The organism is Vibrio sp. 10N.222.55.C6, from assembly GCF_041473395.1.
Taxonomy (GTDB): Bacteria; Pseudomonadota; Gammaproteobacteria; order Enterobacterales; family Vibrionaceae; genus Vibrio; species Vibrio crassostreae_C.
Genome location: NZ_JBFRSD010000019.1, coordinates 76,483 through 91,738, shown reverse-complemented (window position 1 = coordinate 91,738; position 15,256 = coordinate 76,483). Strand labels below are relative to the sequence as shown.

The following is a 15,256-nucleotide window of genomic DNA, read 5'->3' as shown; positions in this document are numbered from 1 at the left end:
AAATATAACTGCGCATTCAGGCGAACCTTTTTGGGGGAAAGGTTGTCGTAAGAGACTAAACTATTGTAAGCAAAGACTGTTATCGCTGTGTAGGGAATGGTTTTCTTGAGGCAAAAAAAAACCACACAAAACTGTGTGGTCGGAATGTATATAAAGCAATTAACTTAACGCCAATTGAAATAATCAGTTTCCTGATTAGGAGAAAGTAAAGTCAGCCTTCAAAAGGAAGTGTCGTCTTGCTCAACATGCTAGCCACGAATGACTAACTAGACGACAAGGTGTACTATAGCTTGTTCGAGGCCTTAGATTTTGAAGTAGATCAATTTTAATGTGATTTTACGGTTTCCTGCCGATCGTTAGCCCTAAAAACGAAACAGAATATAAAAACGAAGCACAACGTATAGAGGACAGCTATACGCAGAGCAATTATGGAGGCTCGTGTGTCAATAATAAAAATGTTTGGAAAGAAAACAGCCAAGCGTCCGGTCAACTCTGATATGGACAAACAAAGAAAATACGAAGCACTCGTGCGTGCCTATCATCGTGACCTCTTTCGCTACGCCTATTGGTTATGCAAAGACAAAAGCATTGCCGAAGACTTAGTTCAAGAAACTTGCCTTCGTGCATGGAAGTCACTCGATAGCCTTCAAGATGAAAAAGCCGCCAAATCTTGGCTGATTACCATCTTGAGACGCGAGAACGCTCGACGTTTTGAACGCAAACAGTTTGATCTGGTTGATATCGACGATCACGGTAACGATGCTAGTGTCAGTGATGACCCGCACCATCAGCATCAGTGGTTGCAAGCCCAGATCATGAAACTTGAAATTGATTACCGTGAACCTCTCTTCTTGCAAGTGATTGGTGGTTTTAGTGGTGATGAGATTGCCGATATTCTCGATCTCAACAAAAACACGGTGATGACACGTTTATTCAGAGCTCGAAATCAGTTGAAAGAGCTGTTGGATACAGAAGAGGCAGAGAGGGGGCAACATAATGGATGATTTGGAATTTCGTCGTCGTGTATTGTCGGAACCTAAACAACGTACACAAGATATTGTTGATGCGACCGCGAATAGCGAAGCCAATAGTAACTTCTTAGACGATGTACTAGCGCTTGATAAACAGATCCACTCTGCGATGAATGTGGATGTGCCAGACGATCTTGCTGATCGTATTCTGTTCAATCAGACCTCAAGCGAAGAAAGCAAAGTAGTAAGGCCAACGTTTGCGAGACGAGCAATGGCAATGGCCGCCTCAGTAGCATTCGTTGCAGGTTTATTAGTTGGCCAAGTGAATTGGGGAAATGCATTCGTTTCACCTGCGCAAGCTAGTTTAGTTGATACAGCGATGAAGCATGTTGTTGATGAGAAGAGCTTTGTTAGTAGCATCGATGAACAGGTTACATCGCAGCAGATCAACGCAAAAATGAACCCATTTGCTTTTCAGTTTGATGACGCTTTCCCTTACCATGTTTATTACCTAAACCACTGTGGCTTTGGTAAATCCAACGCAGTACATATGGTCTTCCAAGGCGCAAAAGGCAAAGTAACACTGTTTTTAACCGGTATTCCAACAGACAAACCTATCGATTTTGATGAAAAAGGCATGTCCGGCTCGGTAACACCCGTAGATGGCAGCAGCTTAATCCTTGTGGGTGAAAATGGTGAGGATGTTTCCAAAATCGCCGAAAAGCTGACAAAAATGATCAAACCAATGAGCTGATTCGCTCTTAAAGCCCCGTCACAAAAGGCCCAGCAATTATATTACTGATATTGCTGGGCTTTATTTATAAATAAACCACAAAACCATTCACACCACCAATACCTCTAGAGTTAAAACTCTAAAAAACAGCATTTCACACCATTTTCGTGCCAGATAGGCGTCATTTCCATAATTTTCCACTCAAAATTCCCAATGGTCGGATTTGTATATCGTATACTTGCGAATAGGATCAGCCACCATTGAGCAATTGCTCAAATTAATCGCCCTGTAGAGGCGGATATATAAAGGAATAAATGAATGACTACCAACAACACGCGTCTGTTTAAAAAGTCTCTTTTAGCAGTAACAATTACACTGGCGTCTTCGCAAGCGATGGCAGCAGGTTTCCAACTTAACGCACAATCAGCTACCGGTATCGGCCGTGCTTTCGCTGGTGATGCAGTAATCGCAGATAACGCGTCAGTAATGGCACGTAACCCTGCGGCAATGGCACTGTTTGACAAAACTGAGCTATCTCTTGGTTTTGAAAGTATTACTTCAATGATTGAAGTTAAGGATGCTACCTATAAAGGCTTCATGGGAAGCACCTCCAGCAATGCTGATTATGACGATGCTGGTGATACTTCTATAGCTCCAAATATTCACCTTATTGTTCCTATCAACGAAAAATTTGCTGTAGGCTTCAATGCTTATTCGAACTTTGGTACAAAAACTGAGTTCAGCGATAGCTATGTGGGTGGTGAATACGGCGGTCTTACAGATGTAAAAAGTGTTAACTTTGGCCTAGCTGGTTCGTACCGTTTAAACGATCAATGGAGCTTCGGCGCTGGCCTTGATCTTATTTACGGTAAAGGCGAGCTGAAACGAACAATGAGTTCAGAAGTTGGTACTCCACCTAGCCCATTGCTACCTCAAGCAGGACAAACCGTTCTTGACGCTGAAGCAGATGGCTGGGCTGTTGGCTTTAACCTTGGTACTGTTTTCGAATTGAATGAAAACAACCGTTTTGGTTTGGCTTATCACTACTCTCCGAAACTTGAAGCTGAAGGAGATATCAGTTACCAAGGCACTGAATATAAAGATGATACTCTTTATATGCCTCTACCTGATATTGTTGAGTTCTCTGGCTTTCACAAAATCGAAGATACTAAATTCGCGGTTCACTATTCAGTACAATGGATTGGTTGGAGCTCATTTGACAAGCTAGAAGCAGAAAAAGCGGGTGTTCTAAATAATTACGAATGGCAAAATGGTATGCACTACTCTCTAGGTGGTACATATTACATGAATCGTGATTGGACACTTCGTGCCGGCTACATGTATGACACTAGCGCACAAGATGAAGTAACTTCAGTTTCAGTGCCAGATTCAGATCGCCAATGGTTCTCAGCTGGTTTCACATACCACATCAACGAAGCGTCAAACGTAGACTTTGGTTTCACATACTTAATGGGCGACGATGTTAAAGTTAATGAATCAACTTCTGTTGTTTCGTCAATTTCAGCAACAACTCGTGCAGATGCAATCCTAATGGGTCTACAGTACAGCCGTAGCTTCTAATAAAAGCTAGGTTATAAACCTCAAAGGGTCGCATAATGCGACCCTTTTTTATTGCCTAAACCACTGACCTACATCAATTTAAGCTTACAACTGTAGCCTGCAAGGTCAATATATGACTACAAGTGTACGCTCAAACTTCGCAACACAGCAGAAACATTTAGATTATTTCTCTAATAATTAAACACATTTACTCATTAAATCCCTAAAACACTGTTTTATTCGAATTTCATTTTTAAAGTAATGACTCTAAACGTAGAATCACGCCACTAAATACTTATGATTCAGCGAACATAATAATGAAAATGAATAAGACTCTTCTATCTGCTGCAGTGGCAGTTGGACTACTTTCGACTTCTACCGTCACTCACGCGGCAGGTTTTCAACTAGCAGAATACTCAGCAACAGGCCTTGGCCGCGCATACGCTGGTGAAGCTACAATGGCTGACGGCGCAGACGCACAATGGCGTAACCCTGCCATGCTGACTTACCTAGAAGGTACTCAGGTTTCTGTTGGTGCTATCTATGTTGACCCTAACATCGATATCGACGGTACTTCTACGTCCATGATGGGACAATCTACTTCGTCAAATTCTAGCGATTTTGCGCACAGTGCAGTAATCCCAAACTTTTATGTTTCTCATAAGTACAACGACAAGTTCGCATTAGGCTTTGCTGCTGGCACTAACTACGGTATGGAAACAGACCTAGGTAAAGACTTTGGTGGCGCAAACCACGGTAACGAAGCAAGTGTTACCACAATGGAGCTAAACTTAAACGCGGCATACCAAGTACTTGAGAATGTATCTATTGGTGGTGGTGTTCGTTACATCATGGCTGAAGGCAGTTTTGGTGCGGTATCAGCAACTTCTATTCAACAGATTGGAGTATCAAAAGGCGACGCTCTGAAATACATGGAAGGCGATGACACCGCATGGGGTTGGCAAGTCGGTACGGCTTGGCAAATCAACGAAAACAACCGCCTTGGTTTTACCTACAAATCAGAAGTTGATTTAACTCTATCAGGCCATGCTAACGGTCACGGTTTTAACTTCGGTCAACCAAATAAGAAAGATGCAGGCTCTATGGATCTTGCGCTTCCTGCTACAGCAGAACTTGCAAGTTTCCACCAATTGACAGATAAAGTCGCGGTTCACGCAAGCATTAACTGGACAAACTGGAGCAGTTTTAAAGAGCTTGTTGCTGATTTTCCGGGTGAAAACAGCGTAGAAATCAAACAAGAGAACTGGGAAGACAACTACCGTTTTGCAGTTGGTACGACTTACCAAATGACGCCTAAGTTAGCTTTACGTTCTGGTATTGCATACGATACTTCAGCTGTAAGTGAAGAGCACCGTACAGCAACGATCCCAGAAACAGACCGCACTTGGTTAAGTATTGGTGCAGGCTATCAATGGTCTGAGCAATTAACTCTAGATGCAGGCTTCACTTACATTTTAGCGAAAGATGCGAAAATGCTAGAAGATGACGCAGCATCAGCACCGTTTGGCGGCACTTTTGAAGGTGAAGTAACGGGTAGCATTTGGCTAGTAGGTATCCAAGCTAACTACCGTTTCTAATCTGGTTACTTAATCTAAAGTAGCAAATATAAAAAAGGCTCGATGTTGCATCAACATCGAGCCTTTCTTTTATCGATTTTCTAAATCATGTTTCTAGTAGTCTTCTAGATAACCATCGATCAAATCTTCTTCTTCAAGGTCGACCTCTTCAGGCTCGATCTCGGCTTTAAAGTCACGACGTTGAATATAAACATCTCGCGTTAACGCATATGGATCTGGCGAGTCATCCAACAGCGCTTCTTGTGACACTAACTGAGCACGAGTTTCCATGCCTTCGAATGCCCACTTTCCTAAGCTAGCCCAGAAGTTCAAGAAAGACAGAGGCACATACATACCATCGACGGTTTCAGTCACTTCTCGAGTTGTTAGTGGACCATAACCCGGCACCATGAAGTAGGGACCATTCCCTACCCCGTAATGACCAATCGCATCAGAGAACGACTTATCATCGTACTTGGTGATCCCAGCTTCGCTAGCAATATCGATTAAGCCTAACAAACCAATCGTTGAGTTAATCCAAAAACGATTGAAATGGTCGAGTGCTTTTTCACCATTGCCCATAATAAGGTTATTCACCATGCTTGATGGTTCGTCTAAGTTGGCTAGAAAATTGGATATACCAGAACGTACTGGCACAGGGGTGTAGTCAACATAAGCGAGGGAAACAGGGCGAACTAAATAAGGATCTAGATATTCGTAGTTGATATCCCACATCGCTCGGTTGAAGCCTTCAAAAGGATCATTCGGGTGGGACTCTTCGACGTATTCAGAGGTTTCGAGGTTATCATCGTCAACACTTTCGTCCGGCGCACTTGAACACCCAACCGTTAAGCTTGCGATAAAAAGTAAACTCGAGAGTCTTAAAACACTGACAGACATATCACCTTTTCCATAAGGAATTCAAATAATAAAAAAGGCCAGCAATCGCTGGCCTCAATTGTTTGGCTAAGTCTATACCGTTTATCTGCAAATCGGAATAGCTAACACCTATGCAAAGTGATGATTAATATTGCTTATTGATATCAATGGTAACTGGAGCACCCAGTCCAACCACTTCACTTTCACCGTACCAATCGCCTTCGCGAGTTGAAACGTTGCCGTCTGTATCAAGCCTAGCTCTAACCATCAGAGTTTCAAGGCTAGACAGCTCTTGTCCTTCCAGCATGCTGTTGCCGTCATCTAGAACAACAGTACGAGGGAAAGTCCCTAGTGGGTAACGAGCGGCTGCGATAGGCATTGGAGAACCATCTGCTCTGTGTACTGAAACAATTAACACTGAGTTAGGGTCAGCATTCACGTCTGCAGATAGATCGAGCGTTACAGCAACAGTCTTGCCTTGGTCGACACCCATATTGTCGCCCATTTTCTTCTGAGCACTTTCAATACTGCGCGAAAGCATTTCATAGCGACTGTCTTGTGGACCAATCATCTGCTGCATGATGCTCCAGTACTTCACCGCACCTGGGTAGTCTTGACGCTCAAACGCATCAAACGCAAGCAGTGAGAACACACGAAGGTCAACGTAATCGTTTTGAATCAAACGGCTCAAAATCAAACGAGCTTGGTTTTGATCAGCTTCATCAGGAGAAAGCATCAGTGCTTGTGCGAAACCTAACTGAACATCTTCATTCTTAGGTTCAAGCTTGTAAGCTCGTTCCATAGAATCTTTTGCTGTTTCAGCGTCGCGGTTAGCCAGTGCAATACGACCGAGTAGCAACCAACCTGTTGAATCTTTTGGTTGGTAATGCAGACGAGTACGAAGCGCTAGAGTCAAATCTTCCAAGTCATCATCCGTTAGTGCACCACCTTCCGATGACATTAGCTTTTTAGACAATTCAGGAAGGTTCGAGCTCACTTCTTGCCAGTGTTGAACTTTGTCCAACGCACCGAACTTAAAGTACATACCATAAGTCACAACGACGACAAGGATGATCGACGGTACAACCACACCAAGCGTAGAGATTTGAGTCTTCTTCATCTCTTCTTGTGCAGGAACATCATCAAGCAGAGACTGTTTCAAATCATCGATCAGTTCTTGTTGGTTATCAACAAGACCTTCCTCTGCTTCTACTTCTAACTCGACAAGACGGTCTTTATAGAATGCTTTGTTCAACTCGTCGCGAAGCATTTCGTCATTGTTTGCCTTCTTGTTAATGAAAGGCAGAACAATTAAGAAAATTGCCGCTAGCGAAAGGATAATGGTAGAAATCCAAAATAGAGTCATTACTTCTTATCTCCGTCGTTCTCTTCATCGAGTAACGCTTTTAAGCGAGCTTCTTTGTCTGCATCCCAGTCTTTATCTGACTCTACTGCCGCTTTCGATTTTGACTTTCTGCTTCGCAAAATGATCAAGCCAAATCCAAACACAACCACCGCAAACGGACCAATCCAAAGGATCGATGTTGCTAGTGTCAGTGGTGGATTGTAAGTCACAAAGTTACCGTAGCGAGCAATCATGTAATCAATGATATCTTGCTTCGACTTACCGTCTTTTGTCATCTCGTACACTTTTTGACGTAAGTCGACCGCTAACTCAGCGTTCGAATCACCAATCGTGTTGTTCTGACATTTAGGGCAGCGTAATGTATTGCTTAGCTCTTTGAACTGCTGCTCTTGATCTACGGTATCAAATTCATGAAATTCGATAGGTGCAGCAGAAACCGTCGCTGAGATTGCGAACGTAGCAAATAGAGTAATCAATGCCTTTCTAATCATTTCGATTCCTCCAACAACTCTTGATACATCGGCTCAAGCGTCGATGCCCAGTTGGTCGGGTTCACATCACCAACATGGCGGTAACGAACCACACCGTTAGCATCAATTAGGAAAGTTTCAGGTGCGCCATACACGCCGAGGTCAAGACCTAGCATGCCATTACCATCAAACAGGCTGATTAGGTACGGGTTACCCAGCTCTTTTAACCAACCAACCGCTTTATTGCGATCATCTTTGTAATTAAGACCAATGATCTTAACCCCTTGACCAGCAAGTTTGTTCAGGTAAGAGTGCTCTGCATAACAAGTAGGGCACCAAGTCGCCCATACGTTAAGAAGCAACGGCTCACCTTTAAAGATAGCTTGATCATGCAGCTTACCTGGTTGCTCTAAATCTTCTAGGTCAAACTCAGGCACAGGCTTACCAATCAATACGGATTCAAGCTTAGTTGGGTCATCACCCGACTGGTTGCGCATTAATTGCGTTGCAAAGATTCCAGCTAGAACCATGAACGCAATCAATGGAATGAATAAAATCTTCTTGTTCATTCGGATTAAGCCTCCTGCTCTTCAGCCGACTTTTTGGTTGGCTTACGGAAACGGTAACGACGGTCACTGATAGCAATAGCGCCACCAATCGACATGATCAAAGAGCCTGCCCAGATCCAACGTACAAATGGTTTGTAGTAGATACGTACAGCCCAAGATTTGTTGTCGTCTAAACGTTCACCCATCGCGATGTAAAGATCGCGCGTTACACCACGGTCAATCGCTGCTTCCGTCATCATAGACTTAGCGGTGGTGTAGAAACGTTTTTCAGCGTGAAGCGTGTTGATGTATTTGCCTTCTTTAGTAATTTCAAAGTCAGCAATGTAACCATCGTAGTTAGGACCATCTTTGTCACGAACCCCTGTAAACAGGAAGCTGTATTCTTCAAGCTGGTAGCTTTCACCAGGTGCCAGACGAACATCGCGTTCGATGCTGTAGTTTTGCACCATCGCGATACCAATCACTGTCACAGCTAAACCGATGTGACCACACACCATCGCCCAGTGACTACGAGGCAACTTAGTTAGACCTTTCATAAACGTATGACGGTGAGTCGCACGTTCATGCAGCTCAAAGCCGTGCATGAAGATGATCCAGAATGCCATTACCCAGCCAGAAAACGCAGTACCACTGAAGCGGTCAGCCAATAGAGCAACCATTAGCGCACTCAAGCCCAGTGAGAATGCACCTGAAATCAGCATTGGTTTAACAAGCTTAGACAGGTTGTCACGTTTCCAGCGGATCAGAGGACCGATACCAAGCAAGAACGAGAACGGAATCATTAACCAAAAGAACAGCATGTCAAAGAATGGAGCACCGATAGATACCGATCCCAAGCCTAACTGTTTGTGAACTAGTGGTAATAACGTACCTACTAACACAACCACTAGGGCTGCAATCAATAAGATGTTGTTGCCAAGCAGTGCGTTTTCACGAGAAACCAGATCGAAGTTACCACGAACACGAACCGATGCGCCTTTAACAGCAAACAACAGCAGTGAACCACCGATAACGAAGACTAGGAAACCTAGGATAAACATACCGCGAGCAGGATCCGACGCAAACGCGTGAACCGATACCAAGATGCCTGAACGAACTAAGAATGTACCTAGTAAGCTTAGCGAGAATGCAGAGATAGCCAGCAATACTGTCCATGCTTTAAATGTGCCACGCTTTTCTGTTACCGCAAGCGAGTGCATCAGCGCTGTACCAGCCAACCAAGGCATGAATGAAGCGTTTTCTACTGGATCCCAGAACCACCAGCCACCCCAGCCGAGTTCGTAGTAAGCCCACCATGAACCTAGTGCGATACCTACCGTTAGGAATAACCAAGCAGCAATTGTCCAAGGACGCGACCAACGAGCCCATGCCGTATCAAGACGACCACTCATTAGAGAAGCGATTGCGAAAGAGAACGCAACAGAGAAACCTACATAACCCATGTAAAGCATTGGCGGGTGAATAATCAAACCCGGGTCTTGCAGTAGTGGGTTCAAGTCACGGCCATCTACAGGGAAGAAAGGCAATGTACGTAGAAACGGGTTAGACGTTACGATAATGAACAGCAAGAAGCCGACCGTAATCAAACCCATGATAGCCAGTACGCGAGCCACAGACTCTTGAGGCATACCACGGCTAAACGTCGCTACAGCAACCGTCCAACCCGCTTGGATAAGAACCCAAAGCAGTAATGAACCTTCGTGAGCGCCCCAAACCGCCGTAATTCGGTAGTACCAAGGCAGTTGGCTATTCGAGTTACTTGCTACGTATTGAATCGTAAAATCATTTGTGTAGAACGCGTAACACAGGATAAAGAACGAAATCGCTAAGAATCCGAACATACCCCACGACAACGGTCGTGCGCTGTTCATCAGTAATGTGTTATTTCGAGCGGCTCCATACAATGGGAGCACGCTCAGCAGCAATGCAAGTCCCAAGGACAGGATCATCGCAAAATGGCCGATCTCGGCTATCATTGAGCATTTCCTTCTTTTTGTTCAGTCGTGTATTGCAAAGGCTCATGGGTTTTCTTCATTGCTTCCGCAACTTCAGAAGGCATGTACTCTTCATCGTGCTTCGCCAACACCTCAAACGCTTCGATTGTCGTTGCATTTTTAAGAACACCCTGAGCAACAATACCTTGGCCTTCACGGAAAAGATCAGGAAGGATGCCATCGTATAGAATCGTTACTTTAGGGCCTACATCTTGCAAATCAAAGCTTACACGTAGTGATTCATTGTCACGGCTTACAGAGCCGACTACGACCATGCCACCAATACGTAGGCGTTGACCAACTTCAGGTTTTTTACCATCTTTGCCGTTGACCAGCTCAGTTGGTGTGTAGAACAGATCCATGTTCTGGTTAAGTGCGTAAACCATCAATCCAACAGTCGCACTGATACCAAAAAAGATCGCTAAGACAATGCTCAGCCTCTTTTTACGTCTTGGGTTCATAGAGTGTTCTCCATATTTTTTGCTGCATCGATACGAGCCTGACGATCAATCTTAGCTTGTACTTCATTTAGTAATTGCTTACCACGACGAACGCTTACGACCAGTAAAATGATCATCGCGAGAAATGTGATTCCAAATGCACTCCATACATATGAGGCGTAGCCCCCCATGGCAAAGAAATCACTCAAAGATTCAAAATACATAATTACCTACCCTACTACGCTTTTTCGGCCGCAAGCTTGCGAACCCATGGACGGTGACTCTCTTTACTGATGATTTCGTTACGGAAACGAACCATAGTCACAGCACCAAAGAAAAAGGCGAAGCCGAAGATGTTAAGAAGAAGCGGCCATAGCATGTCACTTGAGATCGAAGGTTTTGCGAACTTAGTAATGGTCGCGCCTTGATGAAGTGTATTCCACCACTCTACAGAGAAGTGAATGATAGGGAGGTTAATCACGCCTACGATAGCCAAGATACCCGCCGCTTTCGCTGCTGTTTTTTGGTCGTCAAAAGCGTGGTGTAGTGCGATCACACCCAAGTATAGGAATAGAAGAATCAGCTCTGAGGTTAAACGCGCATCCCAAACCCACCAAGCACCCCACATTGGTTTACCCCAAACTGCGCCAGTTAGTAACGCAATGAAGGTAAACACAGCGCCAATCGGTGCCATCGCCAGTGCGGCCATGTCTGATAGCCTTACCTGCCATACCAAACCGATAAAGGCAGCAATCGCCATCGACATGTAAACGCCCATCGACCAGATTGCAGACGGAACATGGATGTAGATGATACGGAAGCTATCGCCTTGTTGGTAATCAGAAGGCGCAAATGCAAGCCCCCACACGGTACCGACGGATAGACACAATAGCGCTAGGATCGAAAACCATGGCAAAAGTTTACCAGCAAGCTGATAAGAGGTTTCTGCTTTGGCATAGGGATGGAGCCATTTCCACATGTTGTAATCTCACTCTTACTTCATATTGCTTACAGCTATTAAAGCTATAATTATAATAATTTTATTTGTCTTGCTTTCAGTTTTATTGACTCTATGAGTCCAATCGACACATTTGGTTCACATTGGCTATACGATAACGGAACCCCAATCAGTTCACACTTACTCTAAGTGCGGCACTGATCGCAAAAGGCGTCATAGTCATCGCACCCATTAACATTGCCCCAAGCACCGCCAATTGACCGTTGTATGCAACGCCCAAAGCCGCAGCGTCAATTGCTGACGTCGCGAAGATTAAAATGGGGATGTAAAGCGGCAAGATTAACAGGCTTAACAGGACTCCGCCCTTCTGTAACCCAACGGTTAACGCAACACCAATCGCACCAATAAAACTCAATGCGGGTGTTCCTACCAGCAAGGTCAACACAACTGAGAGCCATGTATCAAAATCTAAAGACAACAAAACAGCCAATAATGGGCTGATTAAAATCAATGGTAACCCGGTCAACAACCAGTGTGCTATGACTTTGGACAATACTACCAACTGCAACGGGATTGGCATCAGCATCATCTGTTCAAGGGCGCCATCTTGAAAATCATCACGGAAAAGACGCTCTAAAGAGAGCAATGCAGAGAGCAAAGCGGCCACCCAAACAATACCCGCAGCAATACGCGCAAGTAGGTTTGGCTCTGGGCCAATACTCAAAGGGAAAAGCGTGATAACAATGATGAAGAACCACAAAGGGTTAAAGATATCCGCTTGACGTCGAAACGCGATAAGCAGTTCGCGTCGGATAATCGTGGTCATTGAAGAGATCATATTACTCACCCAACTTTATTTTTCTTAGTTTCGGGCTATCAGCAAACATATCTTGGTGTGTGGTTAACAACACAATGCCACCGTTGTCTGCATGCTGAGAAAAAAGAGATTCGAGAACTTTCACGCCCTGCTTATCAATGGCAGTCAGCGGCTCATCAAGAATCCACAACATTTGCTTGCTCAACCAAAGGCGAGCCAACGCAACTCGGCGTTGTTGGCCTGCTGAAAGTTGCCCCGCAGGTACGTCCTCTCTGCCCGCAAGCCCGACTTGAGCCAGCGCGTGATAAAGCTCTTCTTTGCTGGTACCGCCACTGTGAATCGACTGATAAAAGCTCAGATTCTCATAAGCACTAAGCTCGCGCTTTACGCCTGTTTGGTGACCAAGAAAAAGTAAATTTTGATGATAAACATCTCGACTCGATTCAATAGACTCACCGTCCCAAGAGATAGTGCCGTCATCGCGATCGCCTAAGCCAGTAATAATCCTAAGGAGTGTCGTTTTCCCGGTACCGTTACGACCTTCAACTTGAACCAGCTCACCTGGTTTCAATTGAAAAGACAACGATTCAAACAGAATCCTGTCGTCACGAATAGCAGTTAAATTTGAGACTTCTAGCATAGGTAAATTTAGTCGAGTAATGAGAGCGCTATAGTAGCACACCAACATGGTGACAAAACAGGACTAGGCGTTTTCGATAGAACAAAGTCGGTAAGAAACTGTTACCACCTCATCACAATTTACACATTTTCATCAACAAACAAGATATTGTCGTAGATACAAGCACTTATAAACATCGTTCTATATAGATCGGACAGGCATAAAAAAAGAAGCCGAAGCTTCTTTTAAGAGGAATACGTAATAAACATCAATTGCTCAATACGAATTAAGCGCTCAATTTAACGACGTCGAGGCGGGTCTCTGCGATCGCGAGAGGCATCGGGTTGCTGATCGTACGATGAAGGGTCGCTTCGTAATGAAGGAATTTTCTCTTTACCAGCAAGCTTGTTCTGCAGAGACATCATCAGCTCAGCTTCTGCTTTGGGTAATTCACATTCTTCAATTAACTCGTTAATCCCAGCGCCAAGCTGAACCATTTTCGTTGCACGTGTGTACAAACGTCCATCGGTATCCGCATGTTCCAGCTCAACAATACGTTCATTCAAATGTTTGATAAGATCTTGTTGTTCAGTCACTTTCTGGCCAAGGCCAACCACAACAGAGCGAACCTCAAGTAATTGCTTACTCGATTTTTGAAGCTCTTTGTCCAAGTTACGAACTTGCAGGCGTGACTGATCGAGCTGCTTTTGAATCGCACGTTTTACTTTGCTAATCAAAATCAGGATAAATAACGTAAAAACCCCAACGCCTGATATCAGAGCGACAGGGCTTAAAGGAAGCGCTTCAAACATTACAGGTGAGCCATCTCATCCCATTCGTCTTCGCTTAGTAGTTTGTTTAGATCTACTAAGATAAGTAGCTTGCCATCTCGGTTACTTACACCTTGGATGAACTTAGCACTTTCATCAGTACCAACACTTGGCGTTGTGTCGATTTCAGAAGAACGCAGGTAAACCACTTCAGCAACGCTATCTACTAGAATGCCAATTACTTGACGCTCAGATTCAATAACGATGATACGAGTGTTGTCTGTGATTTCACCTTGCATCAAACCAAAGCGAGAACGAGTGTCGATAACAGTAACAACGTTACCACGTAGGTTAATAATACCTAGAACGTAATCTGGAGCACCCGGTACTGGAGCAATTTCGCTGTAACGTAGTACTTCACGTACTTGCATTACGTTGATGCCGTAAGTTTCTTCTTCTAGCTGGAAAGTCACCCATTGAAGTACTTCATCATTCGTTTGCTCTTTTCTTACTTCAACTTCACTCATATGAGACATAGATAATCCTCTTGCCGTCGTTACCGACCACTATTATTAACTTGATGCTTATTGTTAGCCCAATGCTTATTACTAGCTTAATGCTTTTACATCTAGCCCTGCGTTTAGCATGGCGATTAATGCTTCAACATGAATCAAAGCACACATTTTTTCTTTTACCATACCAGCGAGCCATGGGCGTTTCCCTGCCATTTCTCGCCAACGTACTTTGTCTGTATTAAGTAGCTCGGTGCCTTTGAGCTCTGTGCCCGCCAGGCCCCACAAGCTCTCTCCAAGCATCACTATATATTGATAGTTTTCTTTGTATTCGTCACCTGATAGTTTCTCAGACATCACCCATTTTGCGGTGTCGACCACATCTAGCTGACTATCACGGTTGGTTTGTAAACCCAAATACCAAGCTGGCTTACCAATGATATGACTTAACTCTTCAAGGCGATGGATGCCGCCAAGCTCATCAAGTGGCACCGCAAAGGTCACGCCGTTTACATCAAAATACAAGACTTGAAAGTCTTCTTTGCGAACCGTACTTTCCCAAGAGGTAAACTGGTCAGCACCTCCTGCTTGAGTTTCGGGTTCAATAACTGTCTCGGGATCAGGAACGTCAAGTTCAGGCTCAACAGCCTTAACTTCTACTTGTTCCGTCTCCAACGATTCAGCTTGTAACTCTTCAATTTGCTGCGATTCAACAGGTGGCTCTAAAACAATTGATAAATCGGGTTCTGGAAGATTCCAATCCTGAATCTCTGGCTCTTCGAACACTTGAACAGACTCAACCGCGGCATCAAACATTTGCATGTCTGCTTGCTGGGCGATTTTCTGGGTGTTCTGATCCATCAACTCATCAAGGTTCAGTTCATCAACAACATTGGTCGCCTCTAAACGGCTGAGTAGTTTCTGAACATCTTCAAGGTTAGGAACCTCAAACTCAGCCGCGCGTATTTCTGCGTAGCTAGAGTGGTGACTCGAAAATTGGCGCTCTGGCTCTGGCTCTGGC

Annotated in this window: 17 protein-coding genes; 4 read left to right on the top strand and 13 right to left on the bottom strand. The window is 44.3% G+C overall.

All coding sequences use genetic code 11. The annotated features are described in order from the left end of the window. Window positions 1–455 precede the first annotated feature (455 nt). From AB4486_RS13610 to AB4486_RS13595, 4 genes are all read left to right on the top strand, one after another. The gene (locus AB4486_RS13610) at window positions 456–1,004 is read left to right on the top strand and encodes a sigma-70 family RNA polymerase sigma factor (RefSeq protein ID WP_017060646.1); all 549 of its coding nucleotides are present in this window, start codon (window positions 456–458) and stop codon (window positions 1,002–1,004) included. Beyond that, window positions 997–1,725: a DUF3379 domain-containing protein gene (locus AB4486_RS13605; protein WP_017060647.1), complete on the top strand. Its 729-nt coding sequence runs from the start codon at window positions 997–999 to the stop codon at window positions 1,723–1,725. The genes AB4486_RS13610 and AB4486_RS13605 overlap by 8 nt, the downstream gene beginning before the upstream one ends. Before the next feature lie 297 nt (window positions 1,726–2,022). Beyond that, window positions 2,023–3,285, top strand: a complete 1,263-nt coding sequence (locus AB4486_RS13600; protein ID WP_065605063.1) for an outer membrane protein transport protein — start codon at window positions 2,023–2,025, stop codon at window positions 3,283–3,285. A 296-nt stretch (window positions 3,286–3,581) separates the two neighbouring features. After that, on the top strand, window positions 3,582–4,862 hold the full coding sequence (locus AB4486_RS13595; RefSeq protein WP_372117365.1) for an outer membrane protein transport protein: 1,281 nt from the start codon (window positions 3,582–3,584) through the stop codon (window positions 4,860–4,862). Between the two features lie 93 nt (window positions 4,863–4,955). On the opposite strand, the gene AB4486_RS13590 is transcribed toward AB4486_RS13595, so the two are convergent. The 13 genes from AB4486_RS13590 to AB4486_RS13530 form a co-directional block, all read right to left on the bottom strand. Then, window positions 4,956–5,741 (bottom strand): VacJ family lipoprotein, encoded by a 786-nt coding sequence (locus tag AB4486_RS13590; protein WP_372117363.1) that lies wholly within the window; start codon window positions 5,739–5,741, stop codon window positions 4,956–4,958. 124 nt (window positions 5,742–5,865) lie between these two features. Beyond that, on the bottom strand, window positions 5,866–7,086 hold the full coding sequence (ccmI, locus tag AB4486_RS13585; RefSeq protein ID WP_372117362.1) for a c-type cytochrome biogenesis protein CcmI: 1,221 nt from the start codon (window positions 7,084–7,086) through the stop codon (window positions 5,866–5,868). After that, window positions 7,086–7,577: a cytochrome c-type biogenesis protein gene (locus AB4486_RS13580; RefSeq protein ID WP_017066364.1), complete on the bottom strand. Its 492-nt coding sequence runs from the start codon at window positions 7,575–7,577 to the stop codon at window positions 7,086–7,088. The genes ccmI and AB4486_RS13580 overlap by 1 nt, the downstream gene beginning before the upstream one ends. Continuing rightward, complete coding sequence (locus AB4486_RS13575; RefSeq protein WP_017066365.1) at window positions 7,574–8,125, bottom strand: DsbE family thiol:disulfide interchange protein; 552 nt, start codon at window positions 8,123–8,125, stop codon at window positions 7,574–7,576. The genes AB4486_RS13580 and AB4486_RS13575 overlap by 4 nt, the downstream gene beginning before the upstream one ends. A 5-nt stretch (window positions 8,126–8,130) precedes the next feature. Then, window positions 8,131–10,101, bottom strand: coding sequence for a heme lyase CcmF/NrfE family subunit (locus AB4486_RS13570; protein WP_372117360.1), 1,971 nt, complete (start codon window positions 10,099–10,101; stop codon window positions 8,131–8,133). Next, window positions 10,098–10,580, bottom strand: coding sequence for a cytochrome c maturation protein CcmE (gene ccmE / locus AB4486_RS13565; RefSeq protein WP_372117359.1), 483 nt, complete (start codon window positions 10,578–10,580; stop codon window positions 10,098–10,100). The genes AB4486_RS13570 and ccmE overlap by 4 nt, the downstream gene beginning before the upstream one ends. Further along, window positions 10,577–10,783 carry a heme exporter protein CcmD gene (ccmD, locus tag AB4486_RS13560; RefSeq protein WP_009848525.1) on the bottom strand — a complete coding sequence of 69 codons (207 nt, stop codon included), beginning with the start codon at window positions 10,781–10,783 and terminating at the stop codon, window positions 10,577–10,579. The genes ccmE and ccmD overlap by 4 nt, the downstream gene beginning before the upstream one ends. Window positions 10,784–10,797: 14 nt before the next feature. Further along, window positions 10,798–11,538: a heme ABC transporter permease gene (locus tag AB4486_RS13555; protein ID WP_102332830.1), complete on the bottom strand. Its 741-nt coding sequence runs from the start codon at window positions 11,536–11,538 to the stop codon at window positions 10,798–10,800. A 148-nt stretch (window positions 11,539–11,686) separates the two neighbouring features. Continuing rightward, a complete protein-coding gene (gene ccmB, locus AB4486_RS13550) occupies window positions 11,687–12,355 on the bottom strand; it encodes a heme exporter protein CcmB (RefSeq protein ID WP_017060658.1) in 669 nt (222 codons plus the stop codon). A gap of 1 nt (window position 12,356) precedes the next feature. Then, window positions 12,357–12,974: a cytochrome c biogenesis heme-transporting ATPase CcmA gene (ccmA, locus tag AB4486_RS13545; RefSeq protein ID WP_017060659.1), complete on the bottom strand. Its 618-nt coding sequence runs from the start codon at window positions 12,972–12,974 to the stop codon at window positions 12,357–12,359. Window positions 12,975–13,252: 278 nt separating this feature from the next. Continuing rightward, entirely contained in the window at window positions 13,253–13,765 is a 513-nt protein-coding gene (locus AB4486_RS13540) for a DUF2802 domain-containing protein (RefSeq protein WP_017060660.1), read from the bottom strand. Further along, on the bottom strand, window positions 13,765–14,259 hold the full coding sequence (locus AB4486_RS13535; protein ID WP_017064109.1) for a chemotaxis protein CheW: 495 nt from the start codon (window positions 14,257–14,259) through the stop codon (window positions 13,765–13,767). The genes AB4486_RS13540 and AB4486_RS13535 overlap by 1 nt, the downstream gene beginning before the upstream one ends. A gap of 72 nt (window positions 14,260–14,331) precedes the next feature. Further along, window positions 14,332–15,256: chemotaxis protein CheW (locus AB4486_RS13530; protein ID WP_136974976.1), on the bottom strand; the 925-nt coding region annotated here is incomplete at its 5' end.

What these genes read in the sequence shown, in the direction of transcription:
- AB4486_RS13610 (WP_017060646.1), top strand. Translation starts at nt 456, where the DNA reads ATGTTTGGAAAGAAAACAGCCAAGCGTCCGGTCAACTCTGATATGGAC.
- AB4486_RS13605 (WP_017060647.1), top strand. Translation starts at nt 997, where the DNA reads ATGGATGATTTGGAATTTCGTCGTCGTGTATTGTCGGAACCTAAACAA.
- AB4486_RS13600 (WP_065605063.1), top strand. Translation starts at nt 2,023, where the DNA reads ATGACTACCAACAACACGCGTCTGTTTAAAAAGTCTCTTTTAGCAGTA.
- AB4486_RS13595 (WP_372117365.1), top strand. Translation starts at nt 3,582, where the DNA reads ATGAAAATGAATAAGACTCTTCTATCTGCTGCAGTGGCAGTTGGACTA.
- AB4486_RS13590 (WP_372117363.1), bottom strand. Translation starts at nt 5,741, where the DNA reads ATGTCTGTCAGTGTTTTAAGACTCTCGAGTTTACTTTTTATCGCAAGC.
- ccmI (WP_372117362.1), bottom strand. Translation starts at nt 7,086, where the DNA reads ATGACTCTATTTTGGATTTCTACCATTATCCTTTCGCTAGCGGCAATT.
- AB4486_RS13580 (WP_017066364.1), bottom strand. Translation starts at nt 7,577, where the DNA reads ATGATTAGAAAGGCATTGATTACTCTATTTGCTACGTTCGCAATCTCA.
- AB4486_RS13575 (WP_017066365.1), bottom strand. Translation starts at nt 8,125, where the DNA reads ATGAACAAGAAGATTTTATTCATTCCATTGATTGCGTTCATGGTTCTA.
- AB4486_RS13570 (WP_372117360.1), bottom strand. Translation starts at nt 10,101, where the DNA reads ATGATAGCCGAGATCGGCCATTTTGCGATGATCCTGTCCTTGGGACTT.
- ccmE (WP_372117359.1), bottom strand. Translation starts at nt 10,580, where the DNA reads ATGAACCCAAGACGTAAAAAGAGGCTGAGCATTGTCTTAGCGATCTTT.
- ccmD (WP_009848525.1), bottom strand. Translation starts at nt 10,783, where the DNA reads ATGTATTTTGAATCTTTGAGTGATTTCTTTGCCATGGGGGGCTACGCC.
- AB4486_RS13555 (WP_102332830.1), bottom strand. Translation starts at nt 11,538, where the DNA reads ATGTGGAAATGGCTCCATCCCTATGCCAAAGCAGAAACCTCTTATCAG.
- ccmB (WP_017060658.1), bottom strand. Translation starts at nt 12,355, where the DNA reads ATGATCTCTTCAATGACCACGATTATCCGACGCGAACTGCTTATCGCG.
- ccmA (WP_017060659.1), bottom strand. Translation starts at nt 12,974, where the DNA reads ATGCTAGAAGTCTCAAATTTAACTGCTATTCGTGACGACAGGATTCTG.
- AB4486_RS13540 (WP_017060660.1), bottom strand. Translation starts at nt 13,765, where the DNA reads ATGTTTGAAGCGCTTCCTTTAAGCCCTGTCGCTCTGATATCAGGCGTT.
- AB4486_RS13535 (WP_017064109.1), bottom strand. Translation starts at nt 14,259, where the DNA reads ATGTCTCATATGAGTGAAGTTGAAGTAAGAAAAGAGCAAACGAATGAT.